This is a genomic window from Acinetobacter sp. ANC 4169 (assembly GCF_002135355.1).
Lineage (GTDB): Bacteria > Pseudomonadota > Gammaproteobacteria > Pseudomonadales > Moraxellaceae > Acinetobacter.
This window is the reverse complement of the sequence record NZ_NEGE01000010.1, coordinates 43,087-59,575: the sequence shown is the minus strand read 5'-3', so window position 1 is coordinate 59,575 and position 16,489 is coordinate 43,087. Positions and strand designations below refer to the sequence as shown.

The following is a 16,489-nucleotide window of genomic DNA, read 5'->3' as shown; positions in this document are numbered from 1 at the left end:
GCATAATTGGAAAAAATAACAAATGCGTAAAAATCAACAAGGGGCATCGTATATTGCGATTTTAATTGCAATTATTGGGTTTGCTTTTTTAGCAAAAATTGCAATTGCTGTTTGGGGACCGTATTGGGATGATCGAGTAGTAGATAGCCAAATCGTGGAGTTGCTGCAAAGTAGTCCGGCCAATACTGCTCCTTCAAAATTCTCAAGCCAGATGAGTCAACGTTTGGACATGAATAATGTGCGTGATCTTAAATTTGATGAAATTGCGAAAGTAGTGAACGTTGACGGTCTGGAAGTGAAAAAAGAGTATGAGATAAGAAAGCCTTTCTTACTCAATATAGATTTAGTGTTAAAGTTCGAGAAAAGTTTTGATCAAAGGTCAACCCAAACTAAGTGATATGCGCTTAGTCCACCGTATCGGTTATCAGTTCAAACAACCTGAATTATTGCAGCTTGCACTGACACACCGATCGGTTAGTCACAAAACTAACTATGAGCGTCTGGAGTTTCTAGGCGATTCATTGTTAGGGATGATCATTGCCCATTATTTGTATCAAGCCTACCCTCATGAAAATGAAGGGCGTTTAACGCGTATGCGTGCCACATTGGTGCGTCAAGAAGCATTAGGCAAAATTGCAAACGATTTGAAGCTCGGCCCATGTTTAATTCTGAGCACGGGTGAGTTGAAATCGGGTGGACATCATCGGGAATCTATTCTTGCTGATACTGTAGAAGCGATTATTGGTGCAATTTATGTCGATTGTAATGATTTAAAAGTGTTACAAGACATTGTATTGAAATGGTACATCCCATATTTAGACCATATCGAGCCTACAGACCAACTCAAAGATCCTAAATCACGCTTACAGGAATATTTGCAGGCACGTAAAAAACCTCTCCCTGTTTACGATGTAGTGGATATTCAAGGTGATGCTCCCAATCAGCATTTCAAGGTGGAATGTATTATTGAGGGCTTGCCTGTGTTGTATGGTGAGGGTTCAAGTCGTCGCTTTGCTGAACAGGCAGTTGCGGCAGATATTTTAAAACAATTGGAGCAAAAGTCTTAATGACTACTCATTCCGATCACATCGATGCTGATCACGAGCCGCAAGAGAGCGGTAACGATTTAATTAATCAATTCTTTAGTGCACAAGGAACCACCATTCCTTCTGATTTTAAAAGTGGTTTTGTCGCTATTGTGGGACGCCCGAATGTGGGTAAATCGACATTGATGAACCATTTGCTGGGTCAAAAACTTTCAATCACTTCACGTAAACCACAAACTACGCGTCATAAGATTGTCGGGATTGATAGCCGTGAAAAATCTCAGGCAGTGTTTGTCGATACGCCGGGAATGCATAAAAAAGAAGTACGTGCCATCAATAAAATGATGAACCGTGCTGCACATTCTGCACTTCGCGATGTCAATCTGGTGCTGTTCGTTGTGGATGCGCAAAAGTGGACGCAAAACGATGAGCTTGTACTGGAAAAGCTGAAAAATGCAGAAATGCCGGTGATCCTGGTCATCAACAAGTTAGATACTTTTGAGAACAAAAATCAGGCACTTCCATTAATTCAGGAACGTGCAAAATTGATGAACTTTGCCGAGATTGTTCCTGTATCGGCTTTACGTGGTGCCAACCTTGAGCATCTACGTAATACCATTGAAAAATATTTGCCGTTCCAGCCACCGCTTTATTCACTGGATCAAATTACCGACCGTTCAGAACGTTTCCTGGCTTCTGAAGTGATTCGTGAAAAAATCATGCGTCAGTTAGGTGAAGAGTTGCCTTATGATTTAACTGTGCAAATTGAATCATTCAAGACTGAAGAAGCGACGATTAATGCGAAAACTGGTCGTCCGAAAGCAGCCTGTACCTATATCGATGCGACTATTTTTGTTGATCGTCCAGGGCAAAAGGCGATCGTGATTGGTGAAAAAGGTTCAAAATTGAAGAAAATTGGTATGGATGCCCGTACCGATATGGAAAAAATGTTCGAACAAAAAATCATGCTGACCCTTTGGGTGAAAGTCAAAGGCGGATGGTCTGATGATGAACGTGCACTAAAAAGCTTAGGTTATAGTGATATCTAAGATCTAAGTTTACACTTGAAAGGAACTGTAATGATTAAAGTACTGTCTGTAGTCACCTGTATATTGTTTCTGCAAGGCTGTATTTATAAGGTAGTTACGGTTCCTGTCAAAGTGGCTTATAAAACCACTAAAGGCGTGGTCAAAGGTACCACTGCCGTTGTGGGGGCAGTCATTCCAGATGGGGATGACGAAGAAGGTGATACTGATAACAAAAAGAACAAAGACTAGATTTAATTTGTCATGCGTAATGAACTCTTGCATGGTTATTTAATCCATCATCGTAAATACCGGGAGCGCAGTCACATTGTGCATCTGTTTACCCAGGAGTATGGCCGCGTTGATGGAATCTTAAGGCAAACTCCACCTCCGCAATATCAACCCATTTGCTTGCAGGCTTCGGGTAAATCTGAGCTTAAAAATTTTACCAAGCTGGAAATTGTCAATCAGCCGGTTTTCTTTTTTGGCGATGCCTTCTTTTCTGGCTTCTATTTAAATGAAATTATCCTGCGCTTATGTCCGGTCGAAGTCGAAATGCCGCAAACCTTTGTGCAATATCATCAAACTTTACAACAGCTTCAGCAATTGGCACAGCATGAACAGCCCAATCTTTTTTTAAGGCAAATTTTGCGACAGTTTGAACATGTGCTGCTGGAAGAGTTAGGCTACGCACTGGATTTTACAGTAGATGCTCATCAACAGGAAATTCAGGAAAACCAGCATTATATATTCCAACTTAACGATGGTTTTATTGCCATCGCACAACAATCACGCTCGACTTTATTGGGGCAGCAAATTCTGTCGATGCGTGATTATGAAAAGGGTAGGGATTTTAATCCTGAGCAGTTACAATTATTGTCACAACTGTATCGGCAAATGATCACCTCTCTTTTGGGAGACCGACCGCTGAAAAGCCGTCAATTGTGGATTCAGAATACTCAATCTCGATCTTAATTTAGAACCTAGTTAGGAAATTGTTATGGCTGCATTGCTTGGTGTAAATATTGACCATGTGGCGACATTGCGACAGGCGCGCGGAACCACTTATCCAGACCCGGTAAATGCTGCACTGATTTGTGAACAGGCTGGTGCAGAAGGCATTACCCTGCATTTACGTGAAGATCGTCGCCATATTCAGGATGACGATGTCCGCCGCATGCGTCCAGTACTCAAAACGCACATGAATCTGGAAATGGCAGTGACTCCTGAAATGGTTGAATTTGCTAAGGAAATCAAGCCGCATCATGTCTGTTTTGTGCCAGAAAAACGTCAGGAAGTGACCACTGAAGGTGGTCTGGATGTGGTCGGTCATTTTGAAGATGTGAAAGCCGCCACCCAGGCCCTGTCTGCCATTGGTTGTGAGGTTTCGTTGTTTATTGATGCCGATTTTGCCCAGATTGATGCAGCAGTGGCTTGTGGTGCTCCAACCATTGAGTTACATACAGGTGCCTATGCCGATGCCGAAACTGAAGAAGCTCAGCAGCTTGAATTAGAACGCATTGTCAAAGGTGCAGAATATGCGGCATCTAAAGGTTTAGTGGTCAATGCAGGACATGGTTTAAACCTTGAAAATGTCACGCCGATTGCTCAAATTCCGCAAATTCATGAACTCAATATTGGTCATTCTATTATTGCCGATGCTGTATTTGTCGGTTTAGCCCAAGCGGTTCAACAAATGAAAGCTGTCATTAAATCAGCAAGATAAGTTTTTAGAATTATGTCGTTAATAAATTATGATGATCTTATGAAGCCCGTTTTGGGCTTCTTGGGATGTGAAACGCCAAAAGCATGGTTAGATGAAGCCATGAATAACCTCGAGTTACTCATGCAAGATCATGCCAATTGTGAAAAAAAAGCAGCAGGTACGGCCATGAACCTGATGTTTCGCTACACTTTCTTTACCGATTTACAGGTTAAGTTGGCACAGTTGGTGCGTGAAGAAATGCTGCACTATGAACAAGTACTTGAACTGATGACCACGCGCGGTCAGGAGTGGCAATCGATTAGTGCCGGTCGTTATGCAGGTGGCTTACGTAAAGAAGTGCGCACGTATGAGCCTGAAGCTTTAATCGACATTATGATTATTGGTGCTTTTGTTGAGGCACGCTCATGTGAGCGTTTTTATGCGCTTGCACCGCTTGTAGATGAAAATTTGGGTAAATACTACCGCTATCTGCTGAAGTCTGAATCGCGGCATTTTGAGGATTATTTGGCTTTGGCATTGGATGTTGCTCAAACCTCGAAGTTAAAAAATCCTAAAGAAGATATTCAGCAGCGTATTGCACACTTTCGTGAAGTTGAAAAAAACCTGATTTTAAGTCCGGATGATTTATTCCGCTTTCATAGCGGTGTACCTAATAAAGCGGCTTAATGGTTTTTCTGTTTTAAAAATCCTCTATTTGAATAGGGGATTTTTTATCTCTTTGGACTAATAAAAAGAGATAAACAAAAATGCCAATCTAAATGGATTAGATTGGCATCATTCAATCAGACTAAATTTTTATTCAAGATAAATTAAGCTTCAATGGTTTGTACTGCAATTTTCTTGGCAGGATCGGCTTTACGGCGTACAGCCGGAACAGGTTCGCCATAGTATTGACGGTCGGCAAAGTAGCTTGAACGAACCATCGGTGCAGCCCAGATATTTCTGAAACCCAGTTTTTGGCCATGTGTGGTATAACGTTCGAATTCTTCAGGAGTGACGAAGCGGTCAATCGGTGCATGTTCTTTAGAAGGTTGTAGGTATTGACCAATGGTTACATAGTCCACGCCATGTTCATGCAAGTCATCCAGCAGTGCAATCACTTCTTCTTCAGTTTCACCAATACCAACCATCAAACCACATTTGGTTGGAACATCCGGGCAATATTCTTTAAACATTTTCAGCAGGTTTAAAGAGTGCTGGTAATCTGAACCTGGACGCATGGCTTTATACAAACGCGGCACAGTTTCAATATTATGGTTAAAAACGTCTGGTGGGCATTCGGTCATAATGCGAAGTGCCACATCCATACGGCCACGAAAATCGGGAACCAGAATTTCTAATAATGTTTTTGGGCTTAAGCTGCGAGCTTCTTTAATACAATCAACGAAATGCTGGGCACCGCCATCTCTTAAGTCATCACGGTCAACCGAGGTAATCACGGCATATTTTAAACCCAGATTGGCAATGGTTTCTGCCATGTGACGCGGTTCGTCAGGGTCAAGTGCGTTTGGACGGCCATGGGCCACGTCGCAGAAAGGGCAGCGACGGGTACAAATATCACCCATAATCATAAAGGTTGCAGTACCGCCACCAAAACATTCTGGCAAGTTCGGACAGGCAGCTTCTTCACATACGGTATGCAGTTTTTGTGCACGTAAGGTGGTTTTGATGCGTTGAACTTCATCTGGAGCCGCCATTTTCACACGAATCCAATCCGGTTTACGTGGCGTTTCAACCGTAGGTACAACTTTTACAGGAATACGAGCGACCTTCTCTGCGCCACGAAGTTTGACACCCTGTTCAGGTTTACGGTTTTCAGACATATTCAACTTTTCCACTGTTTTTGACGGGGGAGATACTAGATATATTAGTGGTTTTATTATAACGGACTTGAATCTAAATGGGGCAAAAACGATATTCATTTAATAAATGTAGTCATCACTTAATATATGTGAGGTAAATACAGCAAATTGCTACTAATTACGTCATAATATAATGAAGATAGATCAGGATTAAATATAGGAGCGTTGAATGCCACGTAAGAAAGAGGTCGTTAGTGGAACTTTCGTCAAGTACGATGCGGTAGTTCTCGGTTCAGGCCCTGCGGGTGAAGGCGCGGCAATGAAACTTGCCAAATCTGGCAAGCGTGTTGCAATTATTGATGTGCGTGAACAGTTAGGTGGTAACTGTACACATGTAGGAACCATTCCAAGTAAAGCATTGCGTCAGACCGTATCAAGCATTTTGCGTTACCAGCGTGACCCGATGTTCCAGAAAGTGGGCGACTGGAAACAGTTCACCATGAAACAGGTGCTGCGTAATGCCCATAAAGTGATTCAACAACAGGTTGAAACGCACTCCCGTTTCTATGATCGCAATAAAATTGATATTTATCACGGTCGTGCCTACATCCAAGATAAAAATACCGTATTGATATTCAGCCCTGAAGGCATAACAGAAACGATCGTTTTCCAGCAATTGGTGATTGCGACGGGTTCACGTCCATACCGTCCAGCGGCGCTTGATTTTAGTCATCCACGTGTATTCGATTCAGACAAAATTCTGGATCTGGATTTCTCAATTCAAAAAATCATTATTTACGGTGCTGGTGTAATTGGTTGTGAATATGCATCCATTTTCATTGGTCTGGACCATAAAGTCGATTTGATCAATACCCAGCCTAAATTGCTCAGCTACCTGGATGATGAAATTTCTGATGCCTTGTCTTACCGTTTACGTGAGCAGGGTGTATTGATTCGTCATAATGAACAACTAGATCATCTGGAAACATTTGATGATCATGTGGTGATGTATTTACAAAGCGGCAAGAAAATTAAAGCCGATGCCATTTTGTGGTGTAATGGTCGTTCGGGAAATACTGACGGTTTAGGTCTGGAAAATGTGGGTATTACACCAAACAGCCGTGGTCAGCTTACAGTGAATGATCAGTACCAGACTGAAGTGGAAAATATCTACGCTGCCGGTGACGTGATTGGTTGGCCATCATTGGCTTCTGCTGCCTACGACCAGGGTCGTTGCGCTGGTTCAAACATGAGTGGTGAAGAGAACGTTAAACCTGTAACGGATATTCCGACAGGTATTTACACCATTCCGGAAATTTCTTCCATTGGTAAGACTGAACAGCAGTTGACTGAAGAAAAAATTCCTTATGAAGTTGGGCAGGCATCTTTCCGTCATTTGGCGCGTGCACAGATTACCGGTGACACCGTGGGTGAATTGAAGATTCTGTTCCACCGTGACACTCTGGAAATTTTAGGTGTGCATTGTTTTGGTAACAATGCCTCTGAGATTATCCACATTGGTCAGGCAGTCATGAACAGTCCAAACAATACCATCAAATATTTTGTGGAAACTACCTTTAACTATCCGACCATGGCGGAAGCGTACCGTGTAGCAACATTAAATGGTATGAACCGTTTGTTCTAAGATTTTATAAATTTTAGATGCGAAACCCGTGAGTGAAAACTTGCGGGTTTTTGTTTATGGGAGGAATAAAAACATCATGCCTGGGTAGGGTTGATTACTTATTGCTTCTAGGCAGCCATCTTTCGGCACTCGGCAGCACAGCGGCGGCAGGCTTCAGCACATTGCTGACAATGTTCATGCTCATGATGACCGCATTCTTCTACACAATATTCGCAAGCCTGAGCACAAAGCTCACAGATTTCTTTAATAAACGGAGATTGCTTTTGTACCATGCGGGCACAGAGCTGACAGAGATCTGTACAGTCCAGACAACGTTGTATACATTCCCGCATCATTTCCAGATCCTGTTCTTTTAAGCAGGAGCTGGCACAGTGGCTACAGGCTAGCGAGCAAGTCATACATGCCTGAACACAATCCGAAAACTGAATTTCATTCATTCATTTCTCCTTTATACGCATATTGTTATTGCAATTTTTAATACGCTAAACAGAAATGGGAAAATACAATAGCGACATTCAGTGATTAAAAGTAAAAAGTGTCCTGTTTCAGTAAGATCGGAATATAAAATTGATTCTGCCTGAATATATGAAGGGTGATTGTTGTTTTAAATGCCCAAAAGGCATGTTTGTTTACATGATTGTTGAATAGAAAGAATGGTTCAAGAAAAGCAACAGCGCATAATAAGCCAAGAAACTGCCAATCATGCTGAGCCAGGCTGGAATTTTGCTTTTAAGTAATGTAATGACACCAATAACAAAAACAATATCTAAGCCAGAGAGTAAATATTTTTGCCCCATCTGCACCACCAAACACAATAACAAGCCAACCACTGCTGCATTAATTCCTGCCAAAGCATGATATAAGCGTGGCAATTGCATTAAACGTGACCAGTACGGTAAAGCACCAAATATGAGTAAAAAAGAAGGTAAAAAAATCACCATGGTAGCAAAAGCCGCATTCAGTACTGTCGATGAGCTTAAAGGTAATAAAGCACCTAAGTAACTGGCAAAACTAAATAATGGTCCGGGCATCAGCTGGGCAATGGCATAGCCGAGATCAAAGTGCTGCTGAGACACTAAGTTCGATGCGACAAAATCCTGCTGTAAAAAGGGCAAGATAATATGACCACCCCCAAAGACTAAAGATGCGGTGCGGTATAGACCCGAAAAAGTTTCTAACCAGAGACTGGGGAAAAAATGTTGTAATGGCGGTACCAGTACAAAGGGTAAGGCAAATAAAATCAGCCAGAGATAGGCAAAAGATTTATGTTTTGTGATTGATAGTTGAGCAACAGGTTTAGGCGTATTTTGTTGCGGAAAATAATGGTGATACATCAGTCCTGCGAATGCACCAAATAGAATGGCTAAAACCTGATTAATCCCGAGTGGTACAAAATAAACCAGCAGTCCGGCCAAAAACATTAAGATATATTGCCATTTGGATTTGCAAAAGGTCGTCAACATTTGCCAAAAAGCCCATGCCACTACACTAAACACAATCAGCTGAATCACATGAAAAAAATCGGCAGAAAGAGCGTTGAAAAATTGAATGCCGATCATGGCAGCAAGGGTCATGAGCAGGGCGGAAGGTAGAGTAAAGCCTAGCCATGCCAGCAGCGCCCCAGGATAACCTTTCAGCTGATAGCCAATCGCGATGCCCATTTGGCTACTGGTCGGGCCGGGTAAAATTTGTGCCAAGGCCAAGAGGTGGGCATATTGTTGCTCATCCAGATATTGCAGCTGTTGCACAAAACGCCGATAAAAAAACACCAGATGAGCTGCCGGGCCGCCAAATGCCGTACAGCCTAATTTAAGGAATATTTTAAATAAGCTGAAATTTGAAAGCATGGGAACAGAAGGCAACATAATGATCCAAAAATATTTGAGTTTTAGCCTGAGCCATTTAACAGGCCAGAATTGCTTTGCTATAGAGTTTTCCTGCTATGCATATTTCTAACATGAAAAAGCCCATCCCAAGTGATTACTTTTGATGGGCTTTTATTTTTTAATTTAACCTGCAAATATTTAAAAAAGATGACCAGCTTGAAAATAATGCACGATCTGATGAATTTCATTGTCGTTATTTATGAGGCGAATGGATCATCTACAACAAATGCTTCATTCAATGTTTTAGCACTGAAAATGTACAGCTTGTTTGGGTCAATCTATGCGGGTCGATAAGTAAAAAATTGCAGCATCATGACGCATTTTTTATTTTATTTACGATTTTGAGTATGCGTAAATGTATGTTTGGTCATGATGCTGTGGAGTAATTTTATGACGCTTCTTTTATTTTTATTATTTCAAGTTTGATAAAATCTATTAATAAGGTCGGCCACCTGCCAGACTGATGCGTTTTAATAAACGACGCTGATCAGATGGGAAAGGACGACGAGAGTGCAGCGTGGCTTGGTTATCCCAGAACACAATGTCACCTGGTTGCCATTGATGCTCATAGCGGAATTCAGGCTTTAAAATATGCTCGCGCAGTGAAGCAATCAGTTTACTGCCGGCCTGATCATCATAATTCACCAACTCCACTTCAGAGCGTTCATTGAGCCATAAGCCTTTACGACCGGATTCAGGATGGGTGCGAACTAAGGGATGTGGATAAGCATGTCCAAGAATAGGTTGATCTTTAAAGCGATAAAGCGGTGTTTTGCCATAACCGGTGCTGCCTTTGTTATTTTTTGCCCGGACAAATGGGTTATAGGTAATTAATTGCAATTGGTCTAAATGTTTTCGGGTATTTTCATCCAGTGCTTGATATGCCTTGATGGTATTAAACCAGGAGGTTTGTCCGCCATCTTGTGGTAGTTCAATGGCATAGAGCAATGAGCCAAATGAAGGCAGTGGTGTCCATTGGTGATCTGCATGCGCAGCCAGTTCGCCATGACCGGTATAGTCGCCTTGACCTACCGCATTTGAGACCGGAACCACGTCTGGCGGAGTACCTGTATCATCTTGGGTTGCCAGTACTGGGGTATCTGAGCTGGGATGGAAGATTGAGCCAAAGTAGCTGGCAAAAGCCAGGTATTGAAGGTCATCTAAACTTTGATTTTTAAAGATTAAAATTAAGTGTTCTGCCAATGCCTGTTTGAGACGGTAGATGGTTTCGCCAGATTGGGCTTTGCGTGCATCTAAACCCCATATTACTGCACCTAGCGCCTGATCTGCTAAAGGCTCAATGCTAATTTCCTGCGGGTTTTGAAATTGCTCTGCCGGATGCCAGCGTGGTGCATCATGAATGGCTTGTGAAAGTTGGGTTAATGCGGTCATGGTTATTGCTCAGACTGTTTTTTGTTATCACTCAATCTAAGAAAAAATACACTGGCTGAAAAATCAGAAATTATTCTAAGTTTATGAAAAATTGAATAAATTTAACTAATATGTTGAAAATACAGCTTTTAATAAAAACTGTATTTTTTAGTTTAAAAATAGCTGTTGCTGTGTTTGAAAATCAGCAGTTTAGTGGGCACAGAAGGTCTGATTGAAATACTCAAACAGTTCAGGTGTCTTGAGCCATAAGAAGATTGCCAAGGCGAATAAAAGCAATAAGGCAGCTGTAATCGCCAGTCTTAATCCAAGCGTAGAATCAGTCATGAACCACATGCTCCTCATTGACAAAGAAATGCACCAACACACCAAGTATGCTGAGTAGAATGGAAAAGATCCACACCATATTATAGTTGCCGGTCATGTCATGATTGACACCACCCAGCCATCCGCCAAAGAATGAACCGACCTGATGGGTAAAGAACACGATGCCACTAAGCATGCTGAGGTATTTTATCCCAAACATATTCGCCACAATGCCATTGGTTAGTGGTACGGTCGATAACCACAATAAACCCATGATGATGCCGAAGCTGTAAATTGTCCAGGTACTCAAAGGCAGCAATAAAAAACCAATAATGGCAATGCCACGCAGGCCATATAAACCCATAAGCAAATAAGGCTTTGAATATTTTCCGCCCAGCCAGCCTGCGGTATAGGTTCCGACAATATTAAATAAACCGACTAAGGCCAGGAAAACCGTACCTGTGGTGGCATTAAAGCCATGATCAATCAGGTAACCCGGTAAATGAATACCAATAAACACCACCTGAAAACCACAGACAAAAAAGCCTAAAGACAAAAACCAGAACGGTTTATGATTTTTAGCAATCACCAGAATTTCTTTGATGCTCAATGCAGGTTTATGAATAGCTGCTAAGGCATTCGGAGGGGTATACGCAGGCGCTTTTAATGTCCATGCCAATGGAATAATTAAAGCAATTAAAATAGCACTGACGATTAATGCCGCTGACCAGCCTACACTCTGTAAAAGGAGCAGGGTGGACGGCAGCATAATAAATTGGCCAAAAGAACCTGCTGCACTGGCAATACCCATGGCAAGACTACGCTTTTCCGGATGTGCGGCACGCCCCACGGCAGAAAGCAGCACAGGAAAAGAAGTTGCAGAAAGTGCCAGACCCAGAATTAAACCGACACTTAAGTTCAGCAGCAGGCCGGTTGAGCTGACAGCCATAAGCAACAAGCCCAGGGTATAGAGCGCGCCCCCAACAGCAACCACAATTTTACTGCCATATTTATCGGCAAAAACACCGGTAATCGGTTGTACCGCACCCCAAATCAGGTTTTGCATGGCGATAGCAAGACTAAAAACATTATGTCCCCAGCCAAATTCATCACTCATGGGAACCAGATACAAGCCAAATGCATGACGAACACCCAATGACAAAGCCAGAATAATGGCACTTCCAATTAACATATAAATCAGAGGTTTGGAAAAACGGGTGTCTGACATAATTCATCCATGCTGGTTTGTGGTGCGGCTATGTTATTCGATTCTTCAAGGCGAGGCGATTAAATAAAATTTAAACAAAAGATAAAATTAAGTTATAGAAAATTTTATAAATACAAAAAAGACGACAAAAAGTCGTCTTTTTATGCAGGTCATACTTAAAAGCGAATACCTACTCCTGCATAAGCTAGGATCGGGTTGACTTCAATATCCGCTTTAGAGGTAATTAATTCACCTAGCCTGTCATCAGATACGGTAATGGTGGTTTCATTTTTAAGATGTGCATAAGACACTGAACCCACCGCAAACCAACGTTCATTAAAATCATAGGTAAAACCGACAGTCGCAATTGGAGCAAAAGCATCGGTGGCTTCGAGGTCTACTTTAGGATTGGCTTTACTTGGTTTGCCTTCCAGTGAAGCTCCTGCATTGCCTTCTTTGATATTTGCAATCATATGACCGGCTGCAATCAAATCCTGTTCAGTACGCGGGTTAATTTCCAGTTCATTAAAATAAGCATACATCACACCTAAACCGACATAAGGACGGAATTTGTTGACTCCAGTTTTACCAAAGTGATATTGGAATTCAAAGGCAGGCGTCCAGGCACGTGCCGATGCAGTAGGTCCATATGCTTCTAAATCGGTAATAAAAATATCATTTTTCAGGTCAATATTCAGGAATTCTAAAGGCAAGTTGCCAATTTGCGGTGTTGCCACAGCAGAGAAGGGCGCATAAATTTTCCCTTTGCCCTGTAAGTCCACTTTTGGAGGAATGCCTGCCTTCATTTCAAAGGAAACATGATCGGTAAAGAAGTAATTGGTCATAATCCCCAGTGTAGTGACATCATCTGCCTCCAGCCCTGTACCCGGATTGTTCCATTGTTCCAAGCCCTGAATCTTTGAACTGCCGCTTAGCCCACTACTGAGCTGACCGCCACTCAGATAGCCTAATCCTTTTAATGCTGCTGCGAGTGCAGTCTGATTCACATTCGGATTGAGATTGTTTAATACGGTATCGACTTGAATATTACCATTCTTGGCAACTTCGCCATTTTTAACCGCAGTATTGACCTGAAAAGGCTGAGCTTTGCCTTGAGGCATAACATGCAGTGCACCCATCGAAATAGAAAAGCGCTTAAAGCCATCACCATCTTTTAAACTAAAATACGGGGAATCGGCATGGCTCAGGGCAGGTAGGGCAGCAAGAGACGACATCATACAAAGTAAGGTTTTTTTCATTCAGGGACTCCATGTCCATTTTGCGTTTATTCGTTTTATTCGTTCACTTTTCTTATTCTATGTTTAGAGAAAAATCATTTTGTTATTAAAAATATTAATCTGGTAGTATTCATGTAAAAATTTAGCTTTTTTGTTTCAATAACATGGAGAAAAATAATTTTATGTAACATGTTATTTTTACTGTTTGATGAGATTTTAGCGAGGTTAAAATAATCTAGAAGTGAGAAGATATTTATATATTTTTAACGCTTTCATAGCAGTGATATGTGGATTTGAAATGCTCAATTGCTTTCAATCTGCGGTTAAAAATCGCTGATTGCTGGCATGAATAAAGTGCTTGCGCAATGCGCTAAAATCCAATCCTCGCACTGCGAGGTATTTTTCCGTACAATATGTCGCAGAAATCCTTGAGTGAATCATATGAGCACCCAAAATACTCCCAAGAAAAAGCCACTTGTGAATTTGCCTTTTCCAATGAAAAAGGCAGATGAAAATTCTTCCGATGAAGTATTAGAAGATTTGCGCCCTAAACCACAGCGCTATGCTGACCGTACCTGGATGCCGCCACGTGGTACACGCCGTTCCATGGGCAAGCGTTAAGTTTTTCATAAAAAAAGCCATGGTCTGACCATGGCTTTTTTATTGCTGTATAACCCGGTGTTATGAATTTTTAATCAGAGCTGGAAAGCTAGCTTCGTCTATCATGGTTCTGATAGTAATTCTTTTTTTGATGATACATCTCCAAGTCAGCACGCTTAAGCATATCTTCAATCCGTTCTTGCTCAAGATTTGTCGCATGACCTATAGACAGGCTTATCGGTTGATTGGCGTAAAATTGATTATCGACCAATAAAAGCTCATGCAGACTTTGCAAACAATTTTGTAAGGCTGCTTCATCTGCACCCGGTAAAAGGACTACAAACTCATCTCCGCCAATGCGTGAGGCTGAATAGGGGGTATGCTGAATCAGCTGGTTAAGAATGTTGCCCATACGCCGTAATAGACTGTCGCCTGCATCATGCCCCATGCTGTCATTCAGCTGTTTTAGTCCATTTAAATCTATAAAAATACAGGACACCGGACGTAATATATTACGTTCAAGGCGATTGAGTTCAGCTATATAAAAAGCCCGGTTATACAGTTTGGTCAGCACATCATGCTTGCCTAAATATTCAAGATAATTTTCAGCTTTTTTGCGTGCGGTAATATCGGTCAGGGCAACCTGTACAATGCCCCAGTCCTGAAGGTAATCTGGAAATACGGTAAATTGCAGCAGTACATGACGAATACTGCCATCAATCGCGTAATTTACAGCTTCACGCTGATGATGAAGATTACCCTTCCATAGTTCAATTAGTTGTTCTCTAAAGGTTTGTACCATTTCTGCAGCAAAAACTTTATGCAGGTTTTTAAATAAAACCTCTTTACTCGAGGCACCGAATAAATCCAGAGTGGCCTGATTGACATCAATAATCACCATCTCCTTAATACATTCCTGCACAAAATCAGGATGTACATCGAGAAAAGTTGCAAAGTCTTCAATGCCTAACGCCCGGAGCTGATCTAATTTTATTTTGATCTGGCTAAAATCCTCTACCCAAAGCGAGGTCGGGGAATAATCAAAGCGAGCTTCTGCCAGATGACGGCTTTGCTCTTCCAGACGGCAGGCTTCGGTATAAGCAGTGATATCTTCCGTGGTAATTAAGACTAAGGACAAATCCTGTTCATGTTGCGGCAGCACAATCCCTTTCAGTTGAATATCCAGACGTTTGCCTGTGAGGGTGTAATTCACGGCAGAATGGGAAAAATGAGTTTCACCATTCCATAAGGCGACCAGTTCATGGATATGGGTTTTAGTCATATCTGCTTTAAAGACCAGTTCCAGATTTTGGCACAGCTGATCCAGATCTTTGGCCTGATAAAGTTCCAGTGTTTTAGCATTAACACGCAAGATTTTAATTTTTCTTGCACAGTCTAGAATACGCGATTGATCTTGCTGTAGAAAAGCGAATAAGTCCTGAACACCCTGATTGCGCCAGAGATCAAATTGTTTTTTGACTTCACTATAGTCTTCAAGCCACATGGCAATAGGGGAGATTTCAAAAAAAGGAGAATCTAGCATGTCCATTCAAGGCGCTCATCATTTTTATTTAACTTTAAATGAGCAGTATAAAGATAAAAAAATTATTTTAAAATAACGTGATAAGTAAAATATTATGATTTATTAATGTGTTTTACATCACAAAACTGCCGATTTAAAAAAAGCCAATTCAGGAATTGGCTTTAAGGCGTTGAAATTAAGAATTAACGCGGTTTTCTACGGGCCTTATTTTCTGGTTTGGGCGGAGAAATTTCACGTTCACCTTGCCAAACGTCCATAAAATCTTTTTCATTAATATTGTAAAGTTCAAGTAAAGCCAAAATCACACTGCCAAATATCATTGAGCCTTCTGAATGACTTTGCCATTCGAAAATTTTTCCGTTTAACACATGCAAAATATCTGAAATTTCAAAATTGCGATCCCGACCATTGCTGTCAGTTGGATACATTTGGGTATTTAAAATAATTCGCGCCGCACTTTTTTCATTTTCGGATAAGTCGAGCTGAGTAATGATTTCTTCATCATGGGTAGAAAAAATAACCTCATCGTTAAACACTGTTCTGAGAAAATGACGGGTCAGTTTGGGTAAGGCTCTTTCTACAAAAGGACGGAAAGAAATAGGGAAAATAACATTATGAGAAATGCCCTTGAACATCGGTGCAATTTCTTCAGTTTTATAGCCGGCAATACCGCAACCAATGGAAGTAATGAAATAGGTCATTTTCGGATGGTTTTTGGTATAGATTTTAAAGTCATCTATATAGTGCTGAATCTGCGACAAGGGCATTTGCTGCAAATGCTCATTCATGGTCGGAATGGCATAACTTTGACCCGCCCAGCCGCGACCTACGCCTTGTACGGCACCAAAGTGTTGCAGTGCTGTACGCGCAGCCCCACCTGCATGGTTTCCTGCCATGTTGCTGCCAAAAACAAAAACGCTATCTTCCGGTAGATTTTTGACAATACTTTCGTCATGGTAATGGTAAGTCATAGGCTTTATTGTGATCAGGATGCTTTGTTTCATGTTGCTATTGAATGCGCATGCGGTCAAGACAAAATTGCTGCAATTTTCTCAATATAAGGACAGCACCAAATA

18 protein-coding genes are annotated in these 16,489 nt (G+C 41.5%); 9 read left to right on the top strand and 9 right to left on the bottom strand.

The features are described from left to right. Positions 1–22: 22 nt before the first annotated feature. The 7 genes from B9T26_RS09050 to B9T26_RS09020 are packed head-to-tail and all read left to right on the top strand — an operon-like array spanning position 23 to position 4,463. Positions 23–397, top strand: coding sequence for a DUF4845 domain-containing protein (locus B9T26_RS09050; RefSeq protein ID WP_086199380.1), 375 nt, complete (start codon positions 23–25; stop codon positions 395–397). Next, on the top strand, positions 369–1,067 hold the full coding sequence (rnc, locus tag B9T26_RS09045) for a ribonuclease III (protein ID WP_086199379.1): 699 nt from the start codon (positions 369–371) through the stop codon (positions 1,065–1,067). Before B9T26_RS09050 ends, rnc begins: the two co-directional genes overlap by 29 nt. Continuing rightward, positions 1,067–2,095 (top strand): GTPase Era, encoded by a 1,029-nt coding sequence (gene era, locus B9T26_RS09040; protein WP_086199378.1) that lies wholly within the window; start codon positions 1,067–1,069, stop codon positions 2,093–2,095. Before rnc ends, era begins: the two co-directional genes overlap by 1 nt. 30 nt (positions 2,096–2,125) lie before the next feature. Beyond that, complete coding sequence (locus tag B9T26_RS09035) at positions 2,126–2,323, top strand: NF038104 family lipoprotein (protein ID WP_086199377.1); 198 nt, start codon at positions 2,126–2,128, stop codon at positions 2,321–2,323. A 12-nt stretch (positions 2,324–2,335) separates the two neighbouring features. After that, the gene (gene recO, locus B9T26_RS09030; protein WP_086199376.1) at positions 2,336–3,046 is read left to right on the top strand and encodes a DNA repair protein RecO; all 711 of its coding nucleotides are present in this window, start codon (positions 2,336–2,338) and stop codon (positions 3,044–3,046) included. A 25-nt stretch (positions 3,047–3,071) separates the two neighbouring features. Then, a complete protein-coding gene (pdxJ, locus tag B9T26_RS09025) occupies positions 3,072–3,797 on the top strand; it encodes a pyridoxine 5'-phosphate synthase (protein ID WP_086199375.1) in 726 nt (241 codons plus the stop codon). A 12-nt stretch (positions 3,798–3,809) separates the two neighbouring features. Further along, positions 3,810–4,463, top strand: coding sequence for a tRNA-(ms[2]io[6]A)-hydroxylase (locus B9T26_RS09020; RefSeq protein WP_086199374.1), 654 nt, complete (start codon positions 3,810–3,812; stop codon positions 4,461–4,463). Positions 4,464–4,606: 143 nt separating this feature from the next. Here the strand turns inward: B9T26_RS09020 and lipA are convergent, their stop codons facing one another. Next, positions 4,607–5,620 carry a lipoyl synthase gene (gene lipA / locus B9T26_RS09015; protein WP_086199373.1) on the bottom strand — a complete coding sequence of 338 codons (1,014 nt, stop codon included), beginning with the start codon at positions 5,618–5,620 and terminating at the stop codon, positions 4,607–4,609. A gap of 208 nt (positions 5,621–5,828) precedes the next feature. Here lipA and sthA point away from each other — a divergent pair, with 208 nt between their 5' ends. Next, positions 5,829–7,244, top strand: a complete 1,416-nt coding sequence (gene sthA, locus B9T26_RS09010; protein WP_086199372.1) for a Si-specific NAD(P)(+) transhydrogenase — start codon at positions 5,829–5,831, stop codon at positions 7,242–7,244. 107 nt (positions 7,245–7,351) lie between these two features. On the opposite strand, the gene B9T26_RS09005 is transcribed toward sthA, so the two are convergent. The 6 genes from B9T26_RS09005 to B9T26_RS08985 form a co-directional block, all read right to left on the bottom strand. Then, a complete protein-coding gene (locus B9T26_RS09005; protein ID WP_086199371.1) occupies positions 7,352–7,681 on the bottom strand; it encodes a four-helix bundle copper-binding protein in 330 nt (109 codons plus the stop codon). 192 nt (positions 7,682–7,873) lie between these two features. Beyond that, positions 7,874–9,109, bottom strand: coding sequence for a chromate efflux transporter (chrA, locus tag B9T26_RS09000; protein WP_171262969.1), 1,236 nt, complete (start codon positions 9,107–9,109; stop codon positions 7,874–7,876). 456 nt (positions 9,110–9,565) lie between these two features. Continuing rightward, positions 9,566–10,522 (bottom strand): TauD/TfdA dioxygenase family protein, encoded by a 957-nt coding sequence (locus B9T26_RS08995; RefSeq protein ID WP_086199370.1) that lies wholly within the window; start codon positions 10,520–10,522, stop codon positions 9,566–9,568. A gap of 189 nt (positions 10,523–10,711) precedes the next feature. After that, on the bottom strand, positions 10,712–10,846 hold the full coding sequence (locus tag B9T26_RS15890) for a hypothetical protein (RefSeq protein ID WP_264754449.1): 135 nt from the start codon (positions 10,844–10,846) through the stop codon (positions 10,712–10,714). Beyond that, positions 10,839–12,053, bottom strand: coding sequence for an MFS transporter (locus tag B9T26_RS08990; RefSeq protein WP_086199369.1), 1,215 nt, complete (start codon positions 12,051–12,053; stop codon positions 10,839–10,841). The genes B9T26_RS15890 and B9T26_RS08990 overlap by 8 nt, the downstream gene beginning before the upstream one ends. A 155-nt stretch (positions 12,054–12,208) precedes the next feature. Beyond that, the gene (locus tag B9T26_RS08985; RefSeq protein WP_086199368.1) at positions 12,209–13,291 is read right to left on the bottom strand and encodes an OmpW/AlkL family protein; all 1,083 of its coding nucleotides are present in this window, start codon (positions 13,289–13,291) and stop codon (positions 12,209–12,211) included. 420 nt (positions 13,292–13,711) lie between these two features. On the opposite strand from B9T26_RS08985, the gene B9T26_RS08980 reads away from it, so the two are divergent. Continuing rightward, the gene (locus B9T26_RS08980) at positions 13,712–13,891 is read left to right on the top strand and encodes a hypothetical protein (protein WP_086199367.1); all 180 of its coding nucleotides are present in this window, start codon (positions 13,712–13,714) and stop codon (positions 13,889–13,891) included. Between the two features lie 88 nt (positions 13,892–13,979). On the opposite strand, the gene B9T26_RS08975 is transcribed toward B9T26_RS08980, so the two are convergent. Together B9T26_RS08975 and B9T26_RS08970 are read right to left on the bottom strand one after the other, a co-directional pair. Next, on the bottom strand, positions 13,980–15,419 hold the full coding sequence (locus tag B9T26_RS08975) for a sensor domain-containing diguanylate cyclase (protein WP_086199366.1): 1,440 nt from the start codon (positions 15,417–15,419) through the stop codon (positions 13,980–13,982). Positions 15,420–15,595: 176 nt separating this feature from the next. Then, positions 15,596–16,384: a hypothetical protein gene (locus B9T26_RS08970; RefSeq protein WP_086199461.1), complete on the bottom strand. Its 789-nt coding sequence runs from the start codon at positions 16,382–16,384 to the stop codon at positions 15,596–15,598. Positions 16,385–16,489: the final 105 nt, after the last annotated feature.